Annotated in this window: 15 protein-coding genes; 14 read left to right on the top strand and 1 reads right to left on the bottom strand. The window is 67.0% G+C overall.

The window, feature by feature from the left end; genetic code table 11:
- Nucleotides 1-45 precede the first annotated feature (45 nt).
- The 4 genes from DFR31_RS04545 to scpB all read left to right on the top strand — a co-directional run bounded on the left by DFR31_RS04545 (nucleotide 46) and on the right by scpB (nucleotide 3,459).
- Entirely contained in the window at nucleotides 46-669 is a 624-nt protein-coding gene (locus DFR31_RS04545) for an L-threonylcarbamoyladenylate synthase (RefSeq protein WP_121441445.1), read from the top strand.
- A gap of 120 nt (nucleotides 670-789) precedes the next feature.
- On the top strand, nucleotides 790-2,004 hold the full coding sequence (locus DFR31_RS04540; protein WP_121441444.1) for a tryptophan--tRNA ligase: 1,215 nt from the start codon (nucleotides 790-792) through the stop codon (nucleotides 2,002-2,004).
- Nucleotides 2,001-2,846 carry a segregation and condensation protein A gene (locus tag DFR31_RS04535; RefSeq protein ID WP_121441443.1) on the top strand — a complete coding sequence of 282 codons (846 nt, stop codon included), beginning with the start codon at nucleotides 2,001-2,003 and terminating at the stop codon, nucleotides 2,844-2,846. Before DFR31_RS04540 ends, DFR31_RS04535 begins: the two co-directional genes overlap by 4 nt.
- 10 nt (nucleotides 2,847-2,856) lie before the next feature.
- The gene (scpB, locus tag DFR31_RS04530) at nucleotides 2,857-3,459 is read left to right on the top strand and encodes an SMC-Scp complex subunit ScpB (RefSeq protein ID WP_121441442.1); all 603 of its coding nucleotides are present in this window, start codon (nucleotides 2,857-2,859) and stop codon (nucleotides 3,457-3,459) included.
- Here scpB and DFR31_RS04525 read toward each other — a convergent pair.
- On the bottom strand, nucleotides 3,456-3,683 hold the full coding sequence (locus DFR31_RS04525; protein ID WP_121441441.1) for a hypothetical protein: 228 nt from the start codon (nucleotides 3,681-3,683) through the stop codon (nucleotides 3,456-3,458). The two genes, scpB and DFR31_RS04525, sit on opposite strands and share 4 nt — an antisense overlap.
- Nucleotides 3,684-3,770: 87 nt before the next feature.
- Here DFR31_RS04525 and DFR31_RS04520 point away from each other — a divergent pair, with 87 nt between their 5' ends.
- The 10 genes from DFR31_RS04520 to DFR31_RS04475 all read left to right on the top strand — a co-directional run bounded on the left by DFR31_RS04520 (nucleotide 3,771) and on the right by DFR31_RS04475 (nucleotide 16,331).
- The gene (locus tag DFR31_RS04520; protein WP_121441440.1) at nucleotides 3,771-4,232 is read left to right on the top strand and encodes an SUF system Fe-S cluster assembly regulator; all 462 of its coding nucleotides are present in this window, start codon (nucleotides 3,771-3,773) and stop codon (nucleotides 4,230-4,232) included.
- A gap of 78 nt (nucleotides 4,233-4,310) precedes the next feature.
- On the top strand, nucleotides 4,311-5,759 hold the full coding sequence (gene sufB, locus DFR31_RS04515; RefSeq protein WP_121441439.1) for a Fe-S cluster assembly protein SufB: 1,449 nt from the start codon (nucleotides 4,311-4,313) through the stop codon (nucleotides 5,757-5,759).
- A 57-nt stretch (nucleotides 5,760-5,816) separates the two neighbouring features.
- Entirely contained in the window at nucleotides 5,817-6,566 is a 750-nt protein-coding gene (gene sufC, locus DFR31_RS04510) for a Fe-S cluster assembly ATPase SufC (protein ID WP_121441438.1), read from the top strand.
- Nucleotides 6,567-6,576: 10 nt separating this feature from the next.
- Nucleotides 6,577-7,902, top strand: coding sequence for a Fe-S cluster assembly protein SufD (gene sufD, locus DFR31_RS04505; RefSeq protein WP_121441437.1), 1,326 nt, complete (start codon nucleotides 6,577-6,579; stop codon nucleotides 7,900-7,902).
- Nucleotides 7,899-9,164: an aminotransferase class V-fold PLP-dependent enzyme gene (locus tag DFR31_RS04500; RefSeq protein ID WP_121441436.1), complete on the top strand. Its 1,266-nt coding sequence runs from the start codon at nucleotides 7,899-7,901 to the stop codon at nucleotides 9,162-9,164. The genes sufD and DFR31_RS04500 overlap by 4 nt, the downstream gene beginning before the upstream one ends.
- A gap of 157 nt (nucleotides 9,165-9,321) precedes the next feature.
- Nucleotides 9,322-9,795, top strand: coding sequence for a Fe-S cluster assembly sulfur transfer protein SufU (sufU, locus tag DFR31_RS04495; RefSeq protein WP_211328233.1), 474 nt, complete (start codon nucleotides 9,322-9,324; stop codon nucleotides 9,793-9,795).
- Between the two features lie 75 nt (nucleotides 9,796-9,870).
- On the top strand, nucleotides 9,871-10,983 hold the full coding sequence (locus DFR31_RS04490; RefSeq protein ID WP_170153592.1) for an efflux RND transporter periplasmic adaptor subunit: 1,113 nt from the start codon (nucleotides 9,871-9,873) through the stop codon (nucleotides 10,981-10,983).
- Nucleotides 10,980-14,030: an efflux RND transporter permease subunit gene (locus DFR31_RS04485; protein WP_121441433.1), complete on the top strand. Its 3,051-nt coding sequence runs from the start codon at nucleotides 10,980-10,982 to the stop codon at nucleotides 14,028-14,030. The genes DFR31_RS04490 and DFR31_RS04485 overlap by 4 nt, the downstream gene beginning before the upstream one ends.
- A gap of 142 nt (nucleotides 14,031-14,172) precedes the next feature.
- Nucleotides 14,173-15,474, top strand: a complete 1,302-nt coding sequence (locus DFR31_RS04480; RefSeq protein ID WP_121441432.1) for a quaternary amine ABC transporter ATP-binding protein — start codon at nucleotides 14,173-14,175, stop codon at nucleotides 15,472-15,474.
- Nucleotides 15,471-16,331 (top strand): ABC transporter permease, encoded by an 861-nt coding sequence (locus tag DFR31_RS04475; RefSeq protein WP_121441431.1) that lies wholly within the window; start codon nucleotides 15,471-15,473, stop codon nucleotides 16,329-16,331. Before DFR31_RS04480 ends, DFR31_RS04475 begins: the two co-directional genes overlap by 4 nt.
- Nucleotides 16,332-16,346 lie beyond the last annotated feature (15 nt).

The raw sequence follows: 16,346 nt of genomic DNA, 5'->3' as shown, positions 1-16,346 counted from the left end.
TGAACAAAAACACACCGCCCCGAGCAGCACTCAGGAGGAGCGTTCATGAGCCAATACTTCGAGATTCACCCGGTCACCCCCCAGGCCCGGTTGGTCAAGCGGACGGTGGAGATCATCCGCGCCGGCGGCGTCATCGCCTACCCCACCGATTCCAGCTACGCCCTGGGCTGCGGCATCGGCGAGAAACAGGCACTGGACCGGATCCGCCAGATCCGCCGTCTGCGCGCGGATCACGACTTCGCCCTGGCCTGCCGCGACCTCTCCGATATCGGGAACTACGCCCGCTTGGAGAACTACGCCTACCGCCTGCTGAAATCGCACACCCCGGGCCCCTACACCTTCGTGCTCAAGGCCACCTCCAAGGTGCCGCGCCTGCTCCAGCACCCGAAGAAGAAGACCATCGGCATCCGCGTACCCGATCACCCGACCACCCAGGCGATCCTGGCGGAGCTGGGCGAGCCGCTGATGACGGTGAGTCTGATCATGCCTGACGACGAGATGCCCATGACCGACCCTTCGGACATCCGCGCCGCGCTGGAGCACCAGGTGGACGCGGTGATCGACGGCGGGCCAGGCGGGCTGGAGCCCAGCACGGTGGTCGACCTGTCCGGGGACGCCCCCGAGGTGCTGCGCGAGGGTGCCGGTGACCCCTCGATCTTCCGCGCCTGAACGCCACGGTGCACCCGATCCCGGTTTTGCCGGCTGAGGCGAAGCCGGGATTCGGTTATCATCGCTCCCCGTTGTTGTAACCGAATCCGCGAACGGCCCGACCGACTGGAGGCAGAACCCTTGGCCAAGCTCACCGCCCAAAGCCGCGTCCTGTCAGGCATGCGCCCCACGGGCCGCCTGCACCTGGGGCACTACCACGGGGTACTCAAGAACTGGGTGCGCCTGCAACAGGAACACGAGTGCTTCTTCTTCGTGGCCGACTGGCACGCGCTGACCACCGAGTACGACGATACCCGCGGTATCGCCCAGTCCGGCTGGGACATGGTCATCGACTGGCTGGCCTGCGGGGTCAACCCCAACATGGCGCGCCTGTTCGTCCAGTCGCGGGTGCCGGAGCACGCCGAGTTGCACCTGCTGCTCTCCATGATCACGCCGCTGGGCTGGCTGGAGCGCGTGCCCACCTACAAGGACCAGCAGGAGCAGCTGCGCGAGAAGGACCTGGCCACCTACGGCTTCTTGGGGTATCCGCTGCTGCAGAGCGCGGACATCCTGGTCTACAAGGCCGATGCCGTGCCGGTAGGCGAGGACCAGGTGGCGCACGTGGAGATCACCCGCGAGGTGGCTCGCCGGTTCAACCATTTTTACGGCGTGGAGCCGGACTTCGTGGAGCGGGCCGAAGAGGCGATCAAGAAGATGGGCAAGAAGAACGCCCGTCTCTACCGCGAGACCCGGCGCAGCTACCAGGAGCAGGGCGACCGCGAGGCGCTGGACAAGGCCCGGGCCCTGCTGGAGACCCAGCAGAACCTGACGCTGGCCGACCGCGAGCGGCTCTTCGGCTACCTGGACGGCACCGGGCGCAACGTGCTGCCCGAGCCCCAGGCGCTGCTCACGCCCAACGCCAAGATGCCCGGGCTGGACGGCCGCAAGATGTCCAAGTCCTACAACAACTTTATCGGCCTGCGCGAGGACCCGGAGGCGGTGAAGCACAAGGTCCGCACCATGCAGACCGACCCGGCCCGCGTGCGCCGCACGGACCCGGGCAATCCGGAGAAGTGCCCGGTCTGGGACTTCCACAAGCTCTACTCCAGCGAGGCCGACCGCCAGTGGGTCTGGGAGGGCTGCACCACCGCCGGCATTGGCTGCGTGGACTGCAAGATGTGCATGCTCGAGGGCATGGAGCAGGAGTTGGCCCCCATCCGGGCGCGCGGCCGCGAGTTCGAGGATGACATGGACATGGTGCGCAGCATCGTCAACGATGGTTGCGAGGCCGCCCGCGACGAGGCCCGGGAGACCCTGGACGAGGTGCGCACCGCCATGGGGCTGATCTATCGGTGAGCACCTCCACGCCGGACAGCGGTGACGCTGCGGCCGAGGCCCGCTCCACGGATGCCGCGGCGGTCGAAGCAGCGGGTGAGGCCTTGGCGCGGGTCGGCGGCCAGCCGGTCACCGACCTGCCCGAGGATCTCTACATCCCGCCGGACGCCCTGGAGGTCTTCCTGGAGACCTTCGAGGGCCCGTTGGACTTGTTGCTCTACCTGATCCGGCGCCAGAACCTGGACATCCGCGATATCCCCATCGCCGAGATCACCCGGCAGTACATGAGGTACGTGGAGGTGATGCGCGAGCTGCGCCTGGAGCTGGCGGCGGAGTACCTGGTAATGGCCGCGATGCTGGCGGAGATCAAATCGCGCATGCTGCTGCCGCGCCCGCCGGCCACCGAGGAAGAGGAGGAAGACCCGCGGGCGGAACTGATCCGCCGTCTGCAGGAGTACGAGCGCTACAAGCAGGCGGCCGAGGACCTGGACGGGCTGCCCCGCGTGGGCCGCGATGTCTTCCGGGTGCGGCTGGACGCGCCGGGCAGCGAGCCACGCCAGCGCGAGCCCGAGGTGAGCATGCGCGAGTTACTGCTGGCCTTCGCCGAGGTGTTGCAGCGCTCCAGCCACTACGAGCACCACCAGGTGCAGAAGGAGGCGCTGTCCGTGCGCGAGCGCATGACCGAACTGCTGGGCCGGCTGGACGGTGAGCAGTACCGGTGCTTCACCGATCTCTTTCCCCGGCGCGAGGGGCGCCAGGGGCTGGTGGTGAGCTTCCTGGCCGTGCTGGAGCTGGTCAAGGAGTCACTGATCGAGTTGACCCAGAACGAACCCTACGCGCCGATCTACGTGCGCGCCCGCTGACCGTTGAGCCATGCCTGCGAATCCGCCCGTCAAGTACATCCTGGAAGCGGCGCTGATGGCGTCGGAAGGCCCGCTGGACCTGGAGCAGATGCAGGGGCTGTTCGACCCGATGCTGGCGCCGGACCGGCAGACGCTCCGCCAGGCCCTGGCGGAGCTGGAGCACGACTACGCCGGTCGCGGCCTGGAGGTGAAGCGGGTGGCCAGCGGCTGGCGCATCCAGGTGCGTGAACAATACGCCCCCTGGGTGTCGCGGCTCTGGGAGGAGAAGCCGGGGCGCTATTCTCGGGCCCTGCTGGAGACCCTGGCCATCATTGCCTACCGGCAGCCGGTGACTCGCGGCGAGATCGAGGAGATCCGCGGGGTGACGGTGAGCAGTTCCATCATGCGCACCCTGACCGACCGGGGCTGGGTGCGCATCGTCGGGCACAAGGACGTGCCCGGCCGGCCCGGCCTCTACGCCACCACCCGCGCCTTTCTCGACTACTTCAACCTGGGCAGTCTCAGCGAGTTGCCCGACCTGACCAGCCTCAACGACCCGGATGACCCGGAGCTGGAGTTGCCGCTGCCCGACCCGGACAGCCCCGAGGACAATGACGGGGTGGATACGCCCTAAATGCGGTCCTCGAAGAGCCCGTGAGCGTTCTGGATCAGCACTTTCCCCTTGTAGCCATAGAGCTCCGCCACCTGCCTGGCCACCCGTAATGCACCCGGTTCCGACTTGGCGGTGGCGATGTGCTGTACGTGCCCGTGGCTGTTGAAGTAGGTGATCTCCCAGCTTCGGGCGTGCTCCACCAGTTTGATGACGGGACAGGGGAAAGGGGTGCGTCGAGCCTGCAACTGAGCTCTCCTCTATTGGTCGGATAGAAATTAGAATAACTCAAAGAGTACCAAATTGGTCCGGTATGGTTTAGAATCCAGACCATCATGGTACGGATTAACAGAGAAACCGACTACGGCATCGGCATCCTCACCGCCATGGCCCGGTCGCCGGAGCAGCGCTTCAGCACCGTGCGCCTGGCCGAGCAGCAGGGGTTGCCCCAGCCCATGGTGGCGAAGATTCTCAAGAATCTGACCCGCGCCGGTGTGCTTGTGTCCTACCGTGGTGCCAAGGGCGGCTATGGGCTGGCCCGCCCGGCCCGGGAGATCTCGGTGGCCGAGATCATCACCGCCCTGGAGGGCCCCATCGCCTTCACCGAATGCGTGGAGGAGGGGGTGGATGCCTGCCAGTACGGCGATGCCTGTACCACCAGCGCCAACTGGTGGCGGATCAGCCAGGTGGTGCAGCAGGCCCTGGGCAGTATCAGCCTGAAGGATATGAGCGAGCCGGTGGTGCCGTTGCGCATGATGGCGCCGCAGCCCGGCTCCCTCAAGGGGGATGCTTCGTGAGCGTGTGCCCGCGCGCATCCTCAGGAAGCATTTACTGAGCAGAAACCCGTCGTTCATCAACTGAACGGAGCAGCAGCCATGTCGGCGAGCAAAGACATTATCGAGCAGCATACGAAGAAGGGCTACGAGGCCGGCTTCACCACGGACATCGAGCAGGAGTTCCTGCCGCCGGGCCTCAGCGAGGACACCGTCCGGTTCATCTCCGAGAAGAAAGGGGAGCCGGAGTGGATGCTGGAGTGGCGTCTGGAGGCCTACCGCAACTGGCTGAAGATGCCCCACCCCAAGTGGGCGCACGTGGACTACCCGCAGATCGACTTCCAGGCGATCAGCTACTTCGCCGCGCCCAAGTCGGACGATGACCGGCCGAAGAGCCTGGACGAGGTGGACCCCAAGCTGCTCGAGACCTACGAGAAGCTGGGCGTGCCCATGCACGAGCGCGAGCAGCTGGCCGGTGTGGCCGTGGACGCGGTGTTCGACTCCGTCTCCATCGGTACCACCTACCGGGAAAAGCTGGCCGAGCAGGGCATCATCTTCTGCTCCATGTCGGAGGCCGTCCGCGAGCACCCGGAGCTGGTGAAGAAGTACATCGGCTCGGTGGTCCCCCGGGGCGACAACTTCTTCGCGGCGCTGAACTCGGCGGTCTTCTCCGACGGCAGTTTTGTCTACATCCCCAAGGGGGTGCGCTGCCCGATGGAGCTGTCCACCTACTTCCGCATGAACGCCTCCAACACCGGGCAGTTCGAGCGCACGCTGATCATCGCCGACGAGGGCGCCGAGGTCTCCTACCTGGAGGGCTGCACCGCCCCCATGCGCGATGACAACCAGCTGCACGCCGCGGTGGTGGAGCTGGTGGCCCACAAGGACGCCACCATCAAGTACTCCACGGTGCAGAACTGGTACCCGGGCGACGAGAACGGCAAGGGCGGCATCTACAACTTCGTCACCAAGCGCGGCCTGGCCGAGGGCGCCCGCTCCAAGATCAGCTGGACGCAGGTGGAGACCGGCTCAGCCATCACCTGGAAGTACCCCAGCTGCGTGCTGAAGGGCGACGACTCGGTGGGCGAGTTCTACTCGGTGGCGGTGACCCGGGGCCGGCAGCAGGCCGACACCGGCACCAAGATGATCCACATGGGCAAGAACACCAAGAGCACGATCATCTCCAAGGGGATCTCGGCCGACCACGGTGAGCAGAGCTACCGCGGCCTGGTGCGCATTGCCCCCACTGCCAGCGGGGCGCGCAACTACTCGCAGTGTGACTCCATGCTGATGAGCGACACCTGCGGGGCGCACACCTTCCCCTACATCGACGTGCAGCACCCGAGTGCCCAGCTGGAGCACGAGGCCACCACCTCGAAGATCAGCGAGGACCAGATCTTCTACCTGCGCCAGCGCGGGCTGAGCGAGGAGGATGCGGTGAACCTGGTGGTGAACGGCTTCTGTAAGGAGGTCTTCAAGGAGCTGCCCATGGAGTTCGCGGTGGAGGCCCAGGCCCTGCTGGCGGTCACCCTGGAAGACAGCGTGGGTTAAACGCGCCTTTGGCGATCGGTTAGACGAACACTCAAGAGATAGGAAACGGAGTAAGACATGCTGAAGATCAGAAACCTGCATGCCCGGGTGGAAGACACCGAGATCCTCAAGGGCGTGGACCTGGATATTGGCGAGGGCGAGGTGCACGCCATCATGGGCCCCAACGGCTCGGGCAAGTCCACCCTGTCCAAGGTGCTGGCCGGTGATGAGAACTACGAGGTCACCGCCGGCGAGGTCACCTTCCGCGGCAAGGACCTGCTGGACCTGGAGCCGGAGGAGCGGGCCGGCGAGGGCGTCTTCCTGGGGTTCCAGTACCCGGTGGAGGTGCCCGGCGTGTCCAACGTCTATTTCCTGAAGACCGCCATCAACTCGGTGCGCCAGTACCGGGGTGAGCCGGAGCTCTCCGCCGTCGAGGTGCTGCGCCACATCAAGGACGCGGCCAAGATGGTGAAGATGGGCGACGAGCTGGTGAACCGCCCGGTCAACGAGGGCTTCTCCGGTGGTGAGGGAAAGCGCAATGAGATCTTCCAGTTGGCCGCGCTGGCACCCCACCTGGCCATCCTGGACGAGACCGACTCCGGGCTGGACATCGACGCCCTGCGGGTGGTCTCCGATGGCGTGAACGCCCTGCGCCATCCGCACCGTTCGTTCCTGCTGATCACCCACTATCAGCGCCTGCTCAACTACATCCAGCCCGACAAGGTGCACGTGATGCTGGACGGCAAGATCGTCAAGTCCGGTGACCACACCCTGGCGCTGGAGCTGGAAGAGTCCGGTTACGCCCTGTTTGGTGAAAACGCGGCCTGAGGAGGACCGAATGGAAGCCTTGGCAGAAAAGCATAGCGTTTACCTGGAGGACTTCCGCCAGCGGTCGCCCGAGCAGCAGGGGCCGGACTGGCTGGAGGCCCGTCGCCAGGCCGCCATCGAGGCCTTCGAGCGCATGGGGTTCCCCACCCGGCGCTGGGAGGCCTGGCGGAACATCAAGCTGGACGCGCTGCTCCAGCACCACTACCGCCCGGCCGAGAGCCTGGGCGTGGCGCCGCAGGTGCTTCAGGAGGCCATCTCGGTGGCCCCCGACGCCCCGCGCCTGGTGTTCATCGACGGCGTGTTCAGCCCGCAGCACTCCACCATGGATGAGCTGCCGGAGGGCATGACGGTCAAGCCGCTGGCCGACGCCCTGGACGAGGCGGACGTGCAGCAGCACCTGGCCGCCTACGCGGACTACGAGCAGAACCCCTTCATCGCCCTGAACACGGCGTTCGCCCAACAGGGGGCCTACGTGCACGTGCCCCGGGGCAAGGCGGTGGAGCAGGAGGTGCTGTTCGTCTTCGCCTGCTCCGAGGCCGGTGGCGAGCGCGCCTCCTGGCCCCGCGTGCTGGTGCACGCCGAGGAGAGCGCCGAGTGCCGTTTGATTGAGTGGCACGGCGGCCCGGACGGCAACGCCTACCTGGCCAGCCCGGTGACCGAGATCATCGCCGAGGACAACGCCAACGTGCGGGTGGACCGGCTGCAGCGCGAGGGCAAAGACGCCTTCCACCTGGGTGCCGTCTACGCCCAGGCAGGGCGAGACGCCCGCGTGCACGTGCAGAACTTCAACTACGGCGGTCGCGTCAGCCGGGTGGACTATTACGGTCTGCTCAAGGGCACAGCCGCCGAGGTGATCATCAACGGGCTGTACCTGGGTGATGCCAAGCGCTTCACCGACCAGCACACCTGGATGACCCACGACTGCGAGCATGGCCACAGCAGCCAGCTGTTCAAGGGCATCCTCAAGGACAAGGCCGAGGCGGTGTTTGACGGCCTGCTCAAGGTGGAAGAGGGCGCCCAGAAGACCGACGGCTTCCAGGAGAACCGCAACCTGCTCCTGAGCCCGATGGCGCTGGCCCACTCCAACCCCCGGTTGGAGATCTACGCGGACGACGTGAAGTGCTCCCACGGCTCCACCGTCGGCGAGCTGGACAAGGAGGCCATCTTCTACCTGCGCAGCCGCGGTATGGACCAAGAGAGCGCTCAGGCGCTGCTCACCTGGGCCTTTGCCAACGAAGTGCTCAGTGACGTTAAGCTGGATAGCCTGAAGACCTATCAGCAACGCCTGCTGGGCGGCTTCCTGCCGGGGCAGGCCGACTTCGAGGGGCTTGTATGAGCACGGTTGACCCGGTTCGCGACCGGGACCGGGCCGGGCCGCCGCTGGATGTGGCGGCCCTGAGGGCCGAGTTCCCGGTTCTGCACCAGGAGGTAAACGGCTACCCGCTGGTTTACCTGGACAACGCCGCCAGTTGTCAGAAGCCGGAAGCGGTGATCGAGGCGGAGGCGGAGTGTTACCGCCGGTACTACGCCAACATCCACCGCGGCGTGCACGCGCTGTCCCAGCGCTGCACCACGGCCTTCGAGGGCGCGCGCGAGAAGGTGCAGCGGCTCCTGAACGCCGAGCGCGATGCGGAGATCGTCTTCCTGCGGGGCACCACCGAGGCCATCAACCTGGTGGCCCACAGCTTCGTGGAGCCTATGCTCAGGCCGGGCGACGAGATCCTCATCAGTCACATTGAGCACCATTCCAACATTGTGCCCTGGCAGATGCTCTGCGAGCGCACGGGGGCGGAGCTCAAGGTGATCCCGGTGCAGGACAATGGCGAACTGGACCTGGAGGCCTTCCAGGCCCTGCTCAGTGAGCGCACGCGGTTCTTCTCCGTCGGCCATGTCTCCAACGCCCTGGGCACTATCAACCCGGTGCGGTGGATGATCGAGCAGGCCAAGGCGCGGGACATACCGGTCATGCTGGACGGCGCCCAGGCGGTGCCCCACGGCCCGGTGGACGTGCAGGACCTGGGGTGCGATTTCTACGCCTTCTCCGGCCACAAGCTGTACGGCCCGAGCGGTGTGGGCGTGCTCTACGGCCGTTACGACCTGCTGAAGGCCATGCGGCCCTGGCAGGGCGGCGGCGACATGATCCGCACCGTCAGCTTCGAGAAGACCCTGTACGCCGATCCGCCGGCCCGCTTTGAGGCGGGCACGCCCAATATCGCGGGGGTGATTGCCCTGGGGGCCGCGGTGGATTGGGTGCAGTCCGTCGGATTAGAGGCGATTGCTGCTCACGAAGCCCGTTTGCTCGACTACGCTACGGAGCAGATGGGCGCGCTGAAAGGCGTGCGGCTGCTGGGAACGGCCCCGGACAAGGCCGCGGTGCTCTCCTTCGTGATGGAAGAGGCCCATCCGCACGATATCGGCACCATCCTGGATCAACAGGGTGTGGCCATCCGCACCGGCCATCACTGCGCCGAACCAGTGATGCAACGCTTCAACGTGCCGGCCACTGCCCGGGCCTCGTTTGCGGTGTACAACACCGAGGCCGAGGTGGACGCGCTGGTGCGGGGCGTCAACAAGGTGCTCGACCTGTTCGGTGGCTGACCGGATGTCAGCCTGACGGCGGGCCGGTCGTACACGCCGGCCTTCCGGTTCTCCTTTGCCAAGGCAGCCTGGCTGCCACCTCCGTTTGGCCCGGGTTTCGTCCCCCGAACCCGGGCATTTTTCTGTCCGCGGCCGGTGTCCTGGTGACTTCGGTATAATGGCAGTTTTTGTCGCTGGGGAGATCATGGCCGAGCTGAGTGACCTCTACCGCAAGACCGTTCTTGCCCATAATCGCGATCCGCATAACCATGCGCCGTTGGAGCCCTGCAGCCATCGGGCGGAGGGACACAATCCCGTGTGTGGCGATCGTATCCGGGTCTACGTGCGCACGGGCGAGGACGGCCGGCTGGAGGCGGTGAGCTTCACCGGCGAGGCCTGCGCCATTTGCACGGCGTCCAGCTCCATGATGACGGATGCGGTGACCGGGCTGGACGAGGCCGGGGTGGAGGCGCTGTTCCACCGGCTCCAGACCGTGCTCACCGACCGTGCAAGCGAGGGCGACGCGCTGCCCGGCGAGCTGCCGGTGCTGGCCGGGGTGCGCAACTTCCCAGGCCGGACCAAGTGTGCGACCTTGTCCTGGCATACCCTGCTGGCCGCCCTCCGGGGCGATGAGACCGCCAGTAGCGAATAACCGACCCGGAGCCTCATCCCGGCGGTACCAGGGCCCCGGGACCAAGGATCAGGAACCAGGGACCAGGGGGGCAGTTTGAGACGCAACCGATTCCTTCTTACCCGCCTGCCGGTCTTGCTGGCCTTGGGGTTGGCGCTGCTGCTGGTCGGCTGCGACGACGCGCCCGAGGCCGATCACAGCGACCTGCCCCGGCCCGTGTACGTGGAACCGGCGCGACTGCAGCCGGCCCTGGAGCTGGTGACCCTGCCCGGGCAGCTGCGTGCCCACGACGAGTCCCCGCTGGCCTTCCGCGTCTCCGGCCCGGTGGATGAACTGCCCCTGTCGGAAGGTGACCGGGTCAGCGCCGGTGACCTGCTCGCCCGCATGGACCCCCGCGACTATCAGCGCCGGGTGGACGGCCTGAAGGAGGCCTTGGCCGAGGCCGAGGCGGCCCGCAGCCTGGCGGAAACGGAAAAGCGCCGCCTCCGGCGCGCAGCCGAGGGCCCCGGGGTGACCGAACTGCAACTGGACCAGGCCCGGGCCGCCCTGGCCCAGGCCAGTGCCCGGGTGGAGCGCACCCGCCAGGAGCTGGAGAGCGCCCGCGACAACCTCCAGGACACCCGCTTGCAGGCCCCGACGGACGGCGTGCTGGCGCAGCGGATGGTAGAGCCGGGGCAGATGGTGGAGGCGGGCCAGCCGGTGGTGCTGTTTCAGAACACCGACAGCCTGGATGTCACCGTGGATATCCCCGAGCGGCTGCTCGTGGGCGGAGCCCTGACCGGCCCCCTGCAGGTCCGGCTGCCGATGCTGGGCGAGGCGCTGCACCGCGCCCGGCTGGTCCACCGCGCCAGTACCCCCAGCCCCGCTACCGGGACCTGGCGCATCCGGCTGCGCCTGGATGAGCCGCCGGACGGGGCCAGCCCGGGCATGCGGGCCCGGGTGCTGCTCCAGCCCGCGATCGACGAGGACTCCGTCTGGCTGATGCCCATGGGGGCGCTGGACGACCGGGAGGACGAGCCGCGGGTCTGGCGGCTGCGCGAGGACGACACCCTGGAGCCGGTGCCGGTGACCGTGCTCGGCCTGCAGGCCGACCGGCTGCAGCTGGCCGCCGAGGCACTGAACGTCGGTGACCGCGTGGTTAGCGTTGGCGCGGTCTTCCTGCGCGAGGGGCAGCGGGTGACACCGCTGGAGGTGGAGGCCTCCCGATGAACCTGGCGGCGCTGGCGATACGCCACCGTATTACCACCCTGGTGGCGGCCGCGTTGCTGGTGGTGATGGGCTGGCAGGCCTACCACAACGTGGGCTGGCTGGAGGACCCGGAGTTCAGCATCAAGCTGGCGCTGGTGGTCACCCAGTACCCCGGGGCATCCCCCGAGGAGGTGGAACGGCAGGTCACCGACCCGCTGGAACGGGCGATCCAGGACCTGGACCAGCTGGACCACGTACGCAGCCTCTCCCGCGCCGGCGAGTCGGTCATCTACGTGGAGATCCAGCAGCGCTACCGTGCCGATGACCTGCCGCAGATCTGGGACCGGTTGCGCCAGAAGGTGGGCGACGCCCAGGCCGGCCTGCCCGAAGGGGCCCACCCCTCGCTCGTGGTGGACGATTTCGGTGACGTCTACAGCGTGGTGCTGGCGGTGCACGGCGAGGGCGTGGAACGCGCCCGGCTGGAGGACTACGCCGATGAGCTGAAGCGCGACCTGCTTGGCGTCGACCACGTGGCCCGCGGCATGCTCTGGGGCGAGCAGCCGGAGGCGGTCTACGTGGACCTGTCCGAGTCACGCATCGCCAGCCTGGGGCTGGCGGCAGGTCAGGTGGTGCCGCTGCTCTACGACCAGACCCAGGTGCGCGATGCCGGCTGGGCCAACGTGGAGGACCGCCGCCTGCGGCTGATCCCCAGCGGCACCTTCAACACCCTGGACGAGTTGCGCGACTTTTTGATCCCCGGCGGGGAAGCGGGCGAGCTGGTCCGGCTCGGTGACATCGCCGAGGTGAACCGCGCGCCGGTAACCCCGCCGCGGCCCCTGATGCGCTACAACGGCGAGCCGGCCGTGGGCATCGCCCTGTCCCACCAGGAAGGCAGTAACGTGGTGGAGATGGGGCGCGCCGTGCAGCAACGGCTCGACGAGCTGGCGCCCTTCACCCCGGCGGGCATGGACATTGGCGTGGTGGCCTGGCAACCGCAGATCGTCGAGGATGCGGTCAGCGGCTTCATCCGCAACGTGCTGATCGCACTGGTGATCGTGCTCGGCGTGCTCTGCCTGTTCACCGGGCTGCGCAGCGGTCTGATGGTGGGGGTGGCGCTGCTGCTCACCGTGGCCACCACCCTGGTGTTCATGCGTGTCTTCGGCATCGACCTGCACCGGGCCTCGGTGGGGGCCATGATCATCTCCCTGGGCATGATGGTGGATAACGCCATCGTCACCGCCGACCTGATGCAGGTGAAGATCCGCCGAGGCGTGGAGCGGTTGCAGGCGGCCCGTGAGGCGGTGAGGGAGAGCGGGCTGCCGCTGCTGGGGGCGACCCTGGTGGGTATCTTCGGCTTCCTGGCCATCTTTCTGGCCGAGGACGACACCGGCGAGTATGTGGCCAGCCTGTTCCAGGTGGTGGGCATATCGCTGCTGGTGAGCTGGGTGGCGGCCATGACCATCGTGCCGCTGCTGGGCTTTTTGCTGTTCAAGCCGGGTGGGCAGACCACGGAGCCCTACCAGAGCCGGTTTTACCAGGGTTACCGGCAGTGGCTGCATGCGGTGCTGCGCCACCGGCCGCTGGTGGTGGTGGCGGTGATCGCCACCGTGGTGCTGGCGGCGCTGGGCTTCCGCTACGTGGACCAGAGCTTCTTCCCCAATGCCGACCGCGACGAGGTGATGCTGGACTACTGGCTGCCGGAAGGGGCCCGGGTCGAGCAGGTGGCGGAGGACCTGCGCGGTATCGAGGCGCACTTCAAGGCCATGCCGGAGGTGGAGCAGGTGACCAGCTTCATCGGCGAAGGCCCGCCCCGCATCGTGCTGGCCATGGAGCCGGAGCTGCACAACCAGAGCTACGGCCAGTTGCTGATCCGGCTGCAGAGTGCCGACCAGGTGGAGGAGATCGTCCGCCGGGGCGACGAGTACCTGCAACAGCACTTCCCGCAGGCAGAGCCGCGGATGAGGCCCTTCAGCCTGGCCTCGGTGGAGAAGTTCAAGATCGAGGCGCGCTTCCGCGGGCCGGACCCGGCCGTGCTGCGGGAGTTGGCCGAGGAGGCGCAAGCCATCCTGCGGGCCGACCCGGAGGCCAAGTACGTCCGCCACGACTGGCGTCAGCCGGTGAAAACGCTCGAGCCGGTCATCGACCAGGCGGCAGCGCGCCGCGCCGGGGTGACCCGCGAGGCCATCGGCCAGGCGTTGCAGCGGGCCGAGGACGGGCTCACCATGGGCATGTACCGCGAGGGCGACGACCGCCTGCCCATCCGGTTGCGTCGGCCGCCGGAGGAGCGGGGGCCGCTGTCCGACCTGCGGCAGGTGCAGGTCTGGCCCATGGAGCAGCCCTGGTCGTTGCCGCTGGACCACCTGCTGGAAGACCTGCGGGTGGGCAGCGAGGACAGCCTGCGCTGGCGCCGCCACCGCCAGCCCACGCTCACCGTGCAGGCGGACCCGGTAAACATCGAGGCCCACGAACTGCACGCCCGGGTCCGCGCCGAGATCGAGGCCATCGACCTGCCTCCGGGGTACCACTTCGAGTGGGGCGGCGAGTACGAGGCCGCCGAGCGCAGCGAGGCCGAGGTGCTGTCGAAGGTGCCGGTGAGCCTGGCGCTGATGGTGCTGATCACCGTGGCGCTGTTCAACGGCCTGCGCCAGCCCCTGATCATCTTTTCCACCATACCGCTGGCCATCGTCGGGGTGACCGCCGGGCTGCTGCTCACCGGCTTGCCCTTCGGCTTCATGGCACTGCTGGGGCTGATAGCGTTATCGGGCATGCTGATCAAGAACGGCGTGGTGTTGCTGGACCAGATCGAGCAGTACATCGACAAGGGCATGGACCACTACGAGGCGGTGGTGGAGGCCTCGGTGGGCAGGCTCTCGCCCATCTCGATGACCGCGTTGACCACCGCGCTGGGCATGACCCCGATGCTGACCGATACCCTGTTCCGGGTGATGGCGGTGAGCATGATCGGCGGGCTGCTGTTCGCCACGCTGTTGGCGCTGTTCCTGGTGCCGGCGCTCTACACCTGGCTGTTCCGGGTGAAGCCGCCGCCGGCGGATGAGGAGGCGGCCTGAGGACGGCCAGTGGTCCGTCCCGGCGTGTCGGGCGGTCGCGAGAAAACCCGTCAGTCTGCTAGGATTGAATGTATTACCATCCGCCATTGGATGGGCTATAAGAAAGACTTTTCTACTTGGGGCAACTCGGAGTCGAATCAGTTTGCACAGAATACGTGTTCGTAATCTCACCAAAGTGTTCGGCGACCGGCCCGACGAGGGCCTGAAGCAGCTCCGCGATGGGGTCAGCCCGGAAGAGATCCACGAAAAACTGGGATTGACGGTCGGCCTCAACGACGTCTCCTTCGACGTGGATGAGGGTGAAATCCTGGTGGTGATGGGCCTCTCGGGCAGTGGAAAATCCACCCTGATCCGCTGCGTGAACCGCCTCATCGAGCCCACTGCAGGCAGCATCGAGGTGGACGGGGAGGACATCGTCGGGTTCAGCGACGAGAAGCTCTTCGAACTGCGTCGCCGCAAATTCGGCATGGTCTTCCAGAACTTCGCGCTGCTGCCCAACCGCAGTATTGTGGAGAACGCCGCGTTCGGGCTCGAAATCCAGGGGATGGACAAGGACAAGCGCGAGGCCGAGGCCCGCCGCGCCCTGGAGCTGGTGGGCCTGAAGGGGTGGGAGGACGCCTACCCCAACCAACTCTCCGGCGGCATGCAGCAGCGTGTGGGCCTGGCCCGGGCGCTGGCGGTGGACCCGGACATACTGCTGATGGACGAGGCTTTCAGTGCCCTCGACCCGTTGATCCGCCGTGACATGCAGAACGAGCTGGTCGACCTGCAGGCGCGGATGAAAAAGACCATCCTGTTCATCACCCACGACCTGGACGAGGCGTTGAAGCTGGGTGATCGCATCGTGCTGATGAAGGCCGGTGGGGTAGTGCAGATCGGCACCCCGGAGGAGATCCTCAGCAACCCGGCCTCCCGCTACGTGCAGCGCTTCGTCGAGGACGTGGATAAAACCCAGGTGCTCACCGCCGGTGCGATCATGGGCAAGGCCCGGGTGGTGGCTTTCGAGTCGGACGGCCCGCGCACCGCCCTGCACAAGATGCAGGAGGAAAGCTTTTACAGCGTGTTCGTCACCTCCCGCGACTTCCGGGTCAAGGGCGTGGTCTGGGCCGATGACTGCGCCGCGGCCATCAAACGCGGGGACAAGGACCTGACCGGTATCCTCGACACCGGGTTCAGCACGGTCCGCGAGGACGCCCCCATCGCCGAACTGATCACCCTGCTGGCCGACAGCCGGATTCCCGTGGCAGTGGTCGATGAGAACGACAAGCTGCTGGGCACGGTGGTCAAGAGCAATGTGCTTTCCGCCCTGGCCGAGACCCAGGACGCCGATGTGCTCCCCGAGCACCCCGGGCAGGATGATGCCGCCGCTTCCGAGAGCGCGTCACCAGAGGAGGGCGGGACAGCCGCCGCGGGCGAGCAGGTTAAGGGAGGGCAGTCCTCATGAGCCAGGAATTTCCCATCATTGGCAAGATCCCGCTGGCCGACTGGATTGACAGCGGCCTGGACTGGCTGACCGACAAGTTCGCCCTGGTGACCCGCGCCATCAGCCGCTTCATGGGCGATGGCGTGGACGTGGTGGTCGGAGCGCTGACCTATCCGCCACCCTGGGTGGCGATCCTCGGTTTCATGGCACTGGCCTGGCTGTTGGCCGGTCGGCGGGTGGCCATCGGCACGGGCCTGGGGCTGGCGCTGCTGTGGAACCTGCAGCTGTGGGTGGCCACCATGGAGACCCTCACCCTGGTGCTGTTCGCCACGGCGGTGGCGGTGGCTATCGCCATGCCCATTGGCATACTCGGTGGCCTGTCCGAGCGTGCCCACCGGGTCATGACGCCGGTGCTGGACTTCATGCAGACCATGCCGGCCTTCGTCTACCTGATCCCGGCGGTGCCCTTCTTCGGCCTGGGGCCGGTGGCGGCCATGTTTGCCACGGTGATCTTCTCCATGCCACCGGCGATCCGGCTGACTACACTGGGGATACGGCAGGTGCCCGCCGAGCTGGTGGAGGCGGCGGACGCCTTTGGTGCCACCCGACGGCAGAAGCTGTTCAAGGTGCAGCTGCCGCTGGCCGTGCCCACCATCATGGCGGGTATCAACCAGACCATCATGCTGGCCCTGTCGATGGTGGTCATCGCGGCCATGATCGGCGCCGGCGGGCTGGGGGGCGAGGTATGGCGCGCCATTCAGCGCCTGCAGTCCGGTATGGGCTTCGAAGCCGGCATCGCCATCGTCATCCTGGCCATGATCCTCGATCGCGTCACCCAGAAGATTGGCCGGGGTCGCAAGCAAGCCAAGAAGAGCTAGTTCACGTCATAAAGG

The sequence above is a fragment of the Alkalispirillum mobile genome, from assembly GCF_003664325.1.
Classification (GTDB): domain Bacteria; phylum Pseudomonadota; class Gammaproteobacteria; order Nitrococcales; family Halorhodospiraceae; genus Alkalilimnicola; species Alkalilimnicola mobilis.
This window is presented reverse-complemented; position numbering and strand designations above follow the sequence as displayed.

What these genes read in the sequence shown, in the direction of transcription:
- sufB (WP_121441439.1), top strand. Translation starts at nt 4,311, where the DNA reads ATGTCGGCGAGCAAAGACATTATCGAGCAGCATACGAAGAAGGGCTAC.
- sufC (WP_121441438.1), top strand. Translation starts at nt 5,817, where the DNA reads ATGCTGAAGATCAGAAACCTGCATGCCCGGGTGGAAGACACCGAGATC.
- sufU (WP_211328233.1), top strand. Translation starts at nt 9,322, where the DNA reads ATGGCAGTTTTTGTCGCTGGGGAGATCATGGCCGAGCTGAGTGACCTC.
- DFR31_RS04485 (WP_121441433.1), top strand. Translation starts at nt 10,980, where the DNA reads ATGAACCTGGCGGCGCTGGCGATACGCCACCGTATTACCACCCTGGTG.
- scpB (WP_121441442.1), top strand. Translation starts at nt 2,857, where the DNA reads ATGCCTGCGAATCCGCCCGTCAAGTACATCCTGGAAGCGGCGCTGATG.
- DFR31_RS04520 (WP_121441440.1), top strand. Translation starts at nt 3,771, where the DNA reads ATGGTACGGATTAACAGAGAAACCGACTACGGCATCGGCATCCTCACC.
- DFR31_RS04545 (WP_121441445.1), top strand. Translation starts at nt 46, where the DNA reads ATGAGCCAATACTTCGAGATTCACCCGGTCACCCCCCAGGCCCGGTTG.
- DFR31_RS04500 (WP_121441436.1), top strand. Translation starts at nt 7,899, where the DNA reads ATGAGCACGGTTGACCCGGTTCGCGACCGGGACCGGGCCGGGCCGCCG.
- sufD (WP_121441437.1), top strand. Translation starts at nt 6,577, where the DNA reads ATGGAAGCCTTGGCAGAAAAGCATAGCGTTTACCTGGAGGACTTCCGC.
- DFR31_RS04475 (WP_121441431.1), top strand. Translation starts at nt 15,471, where the DNA reads ATGAGCCAGGAATTTCCCATCATTGGCAAGATCCCGCTGGCCGACTGG.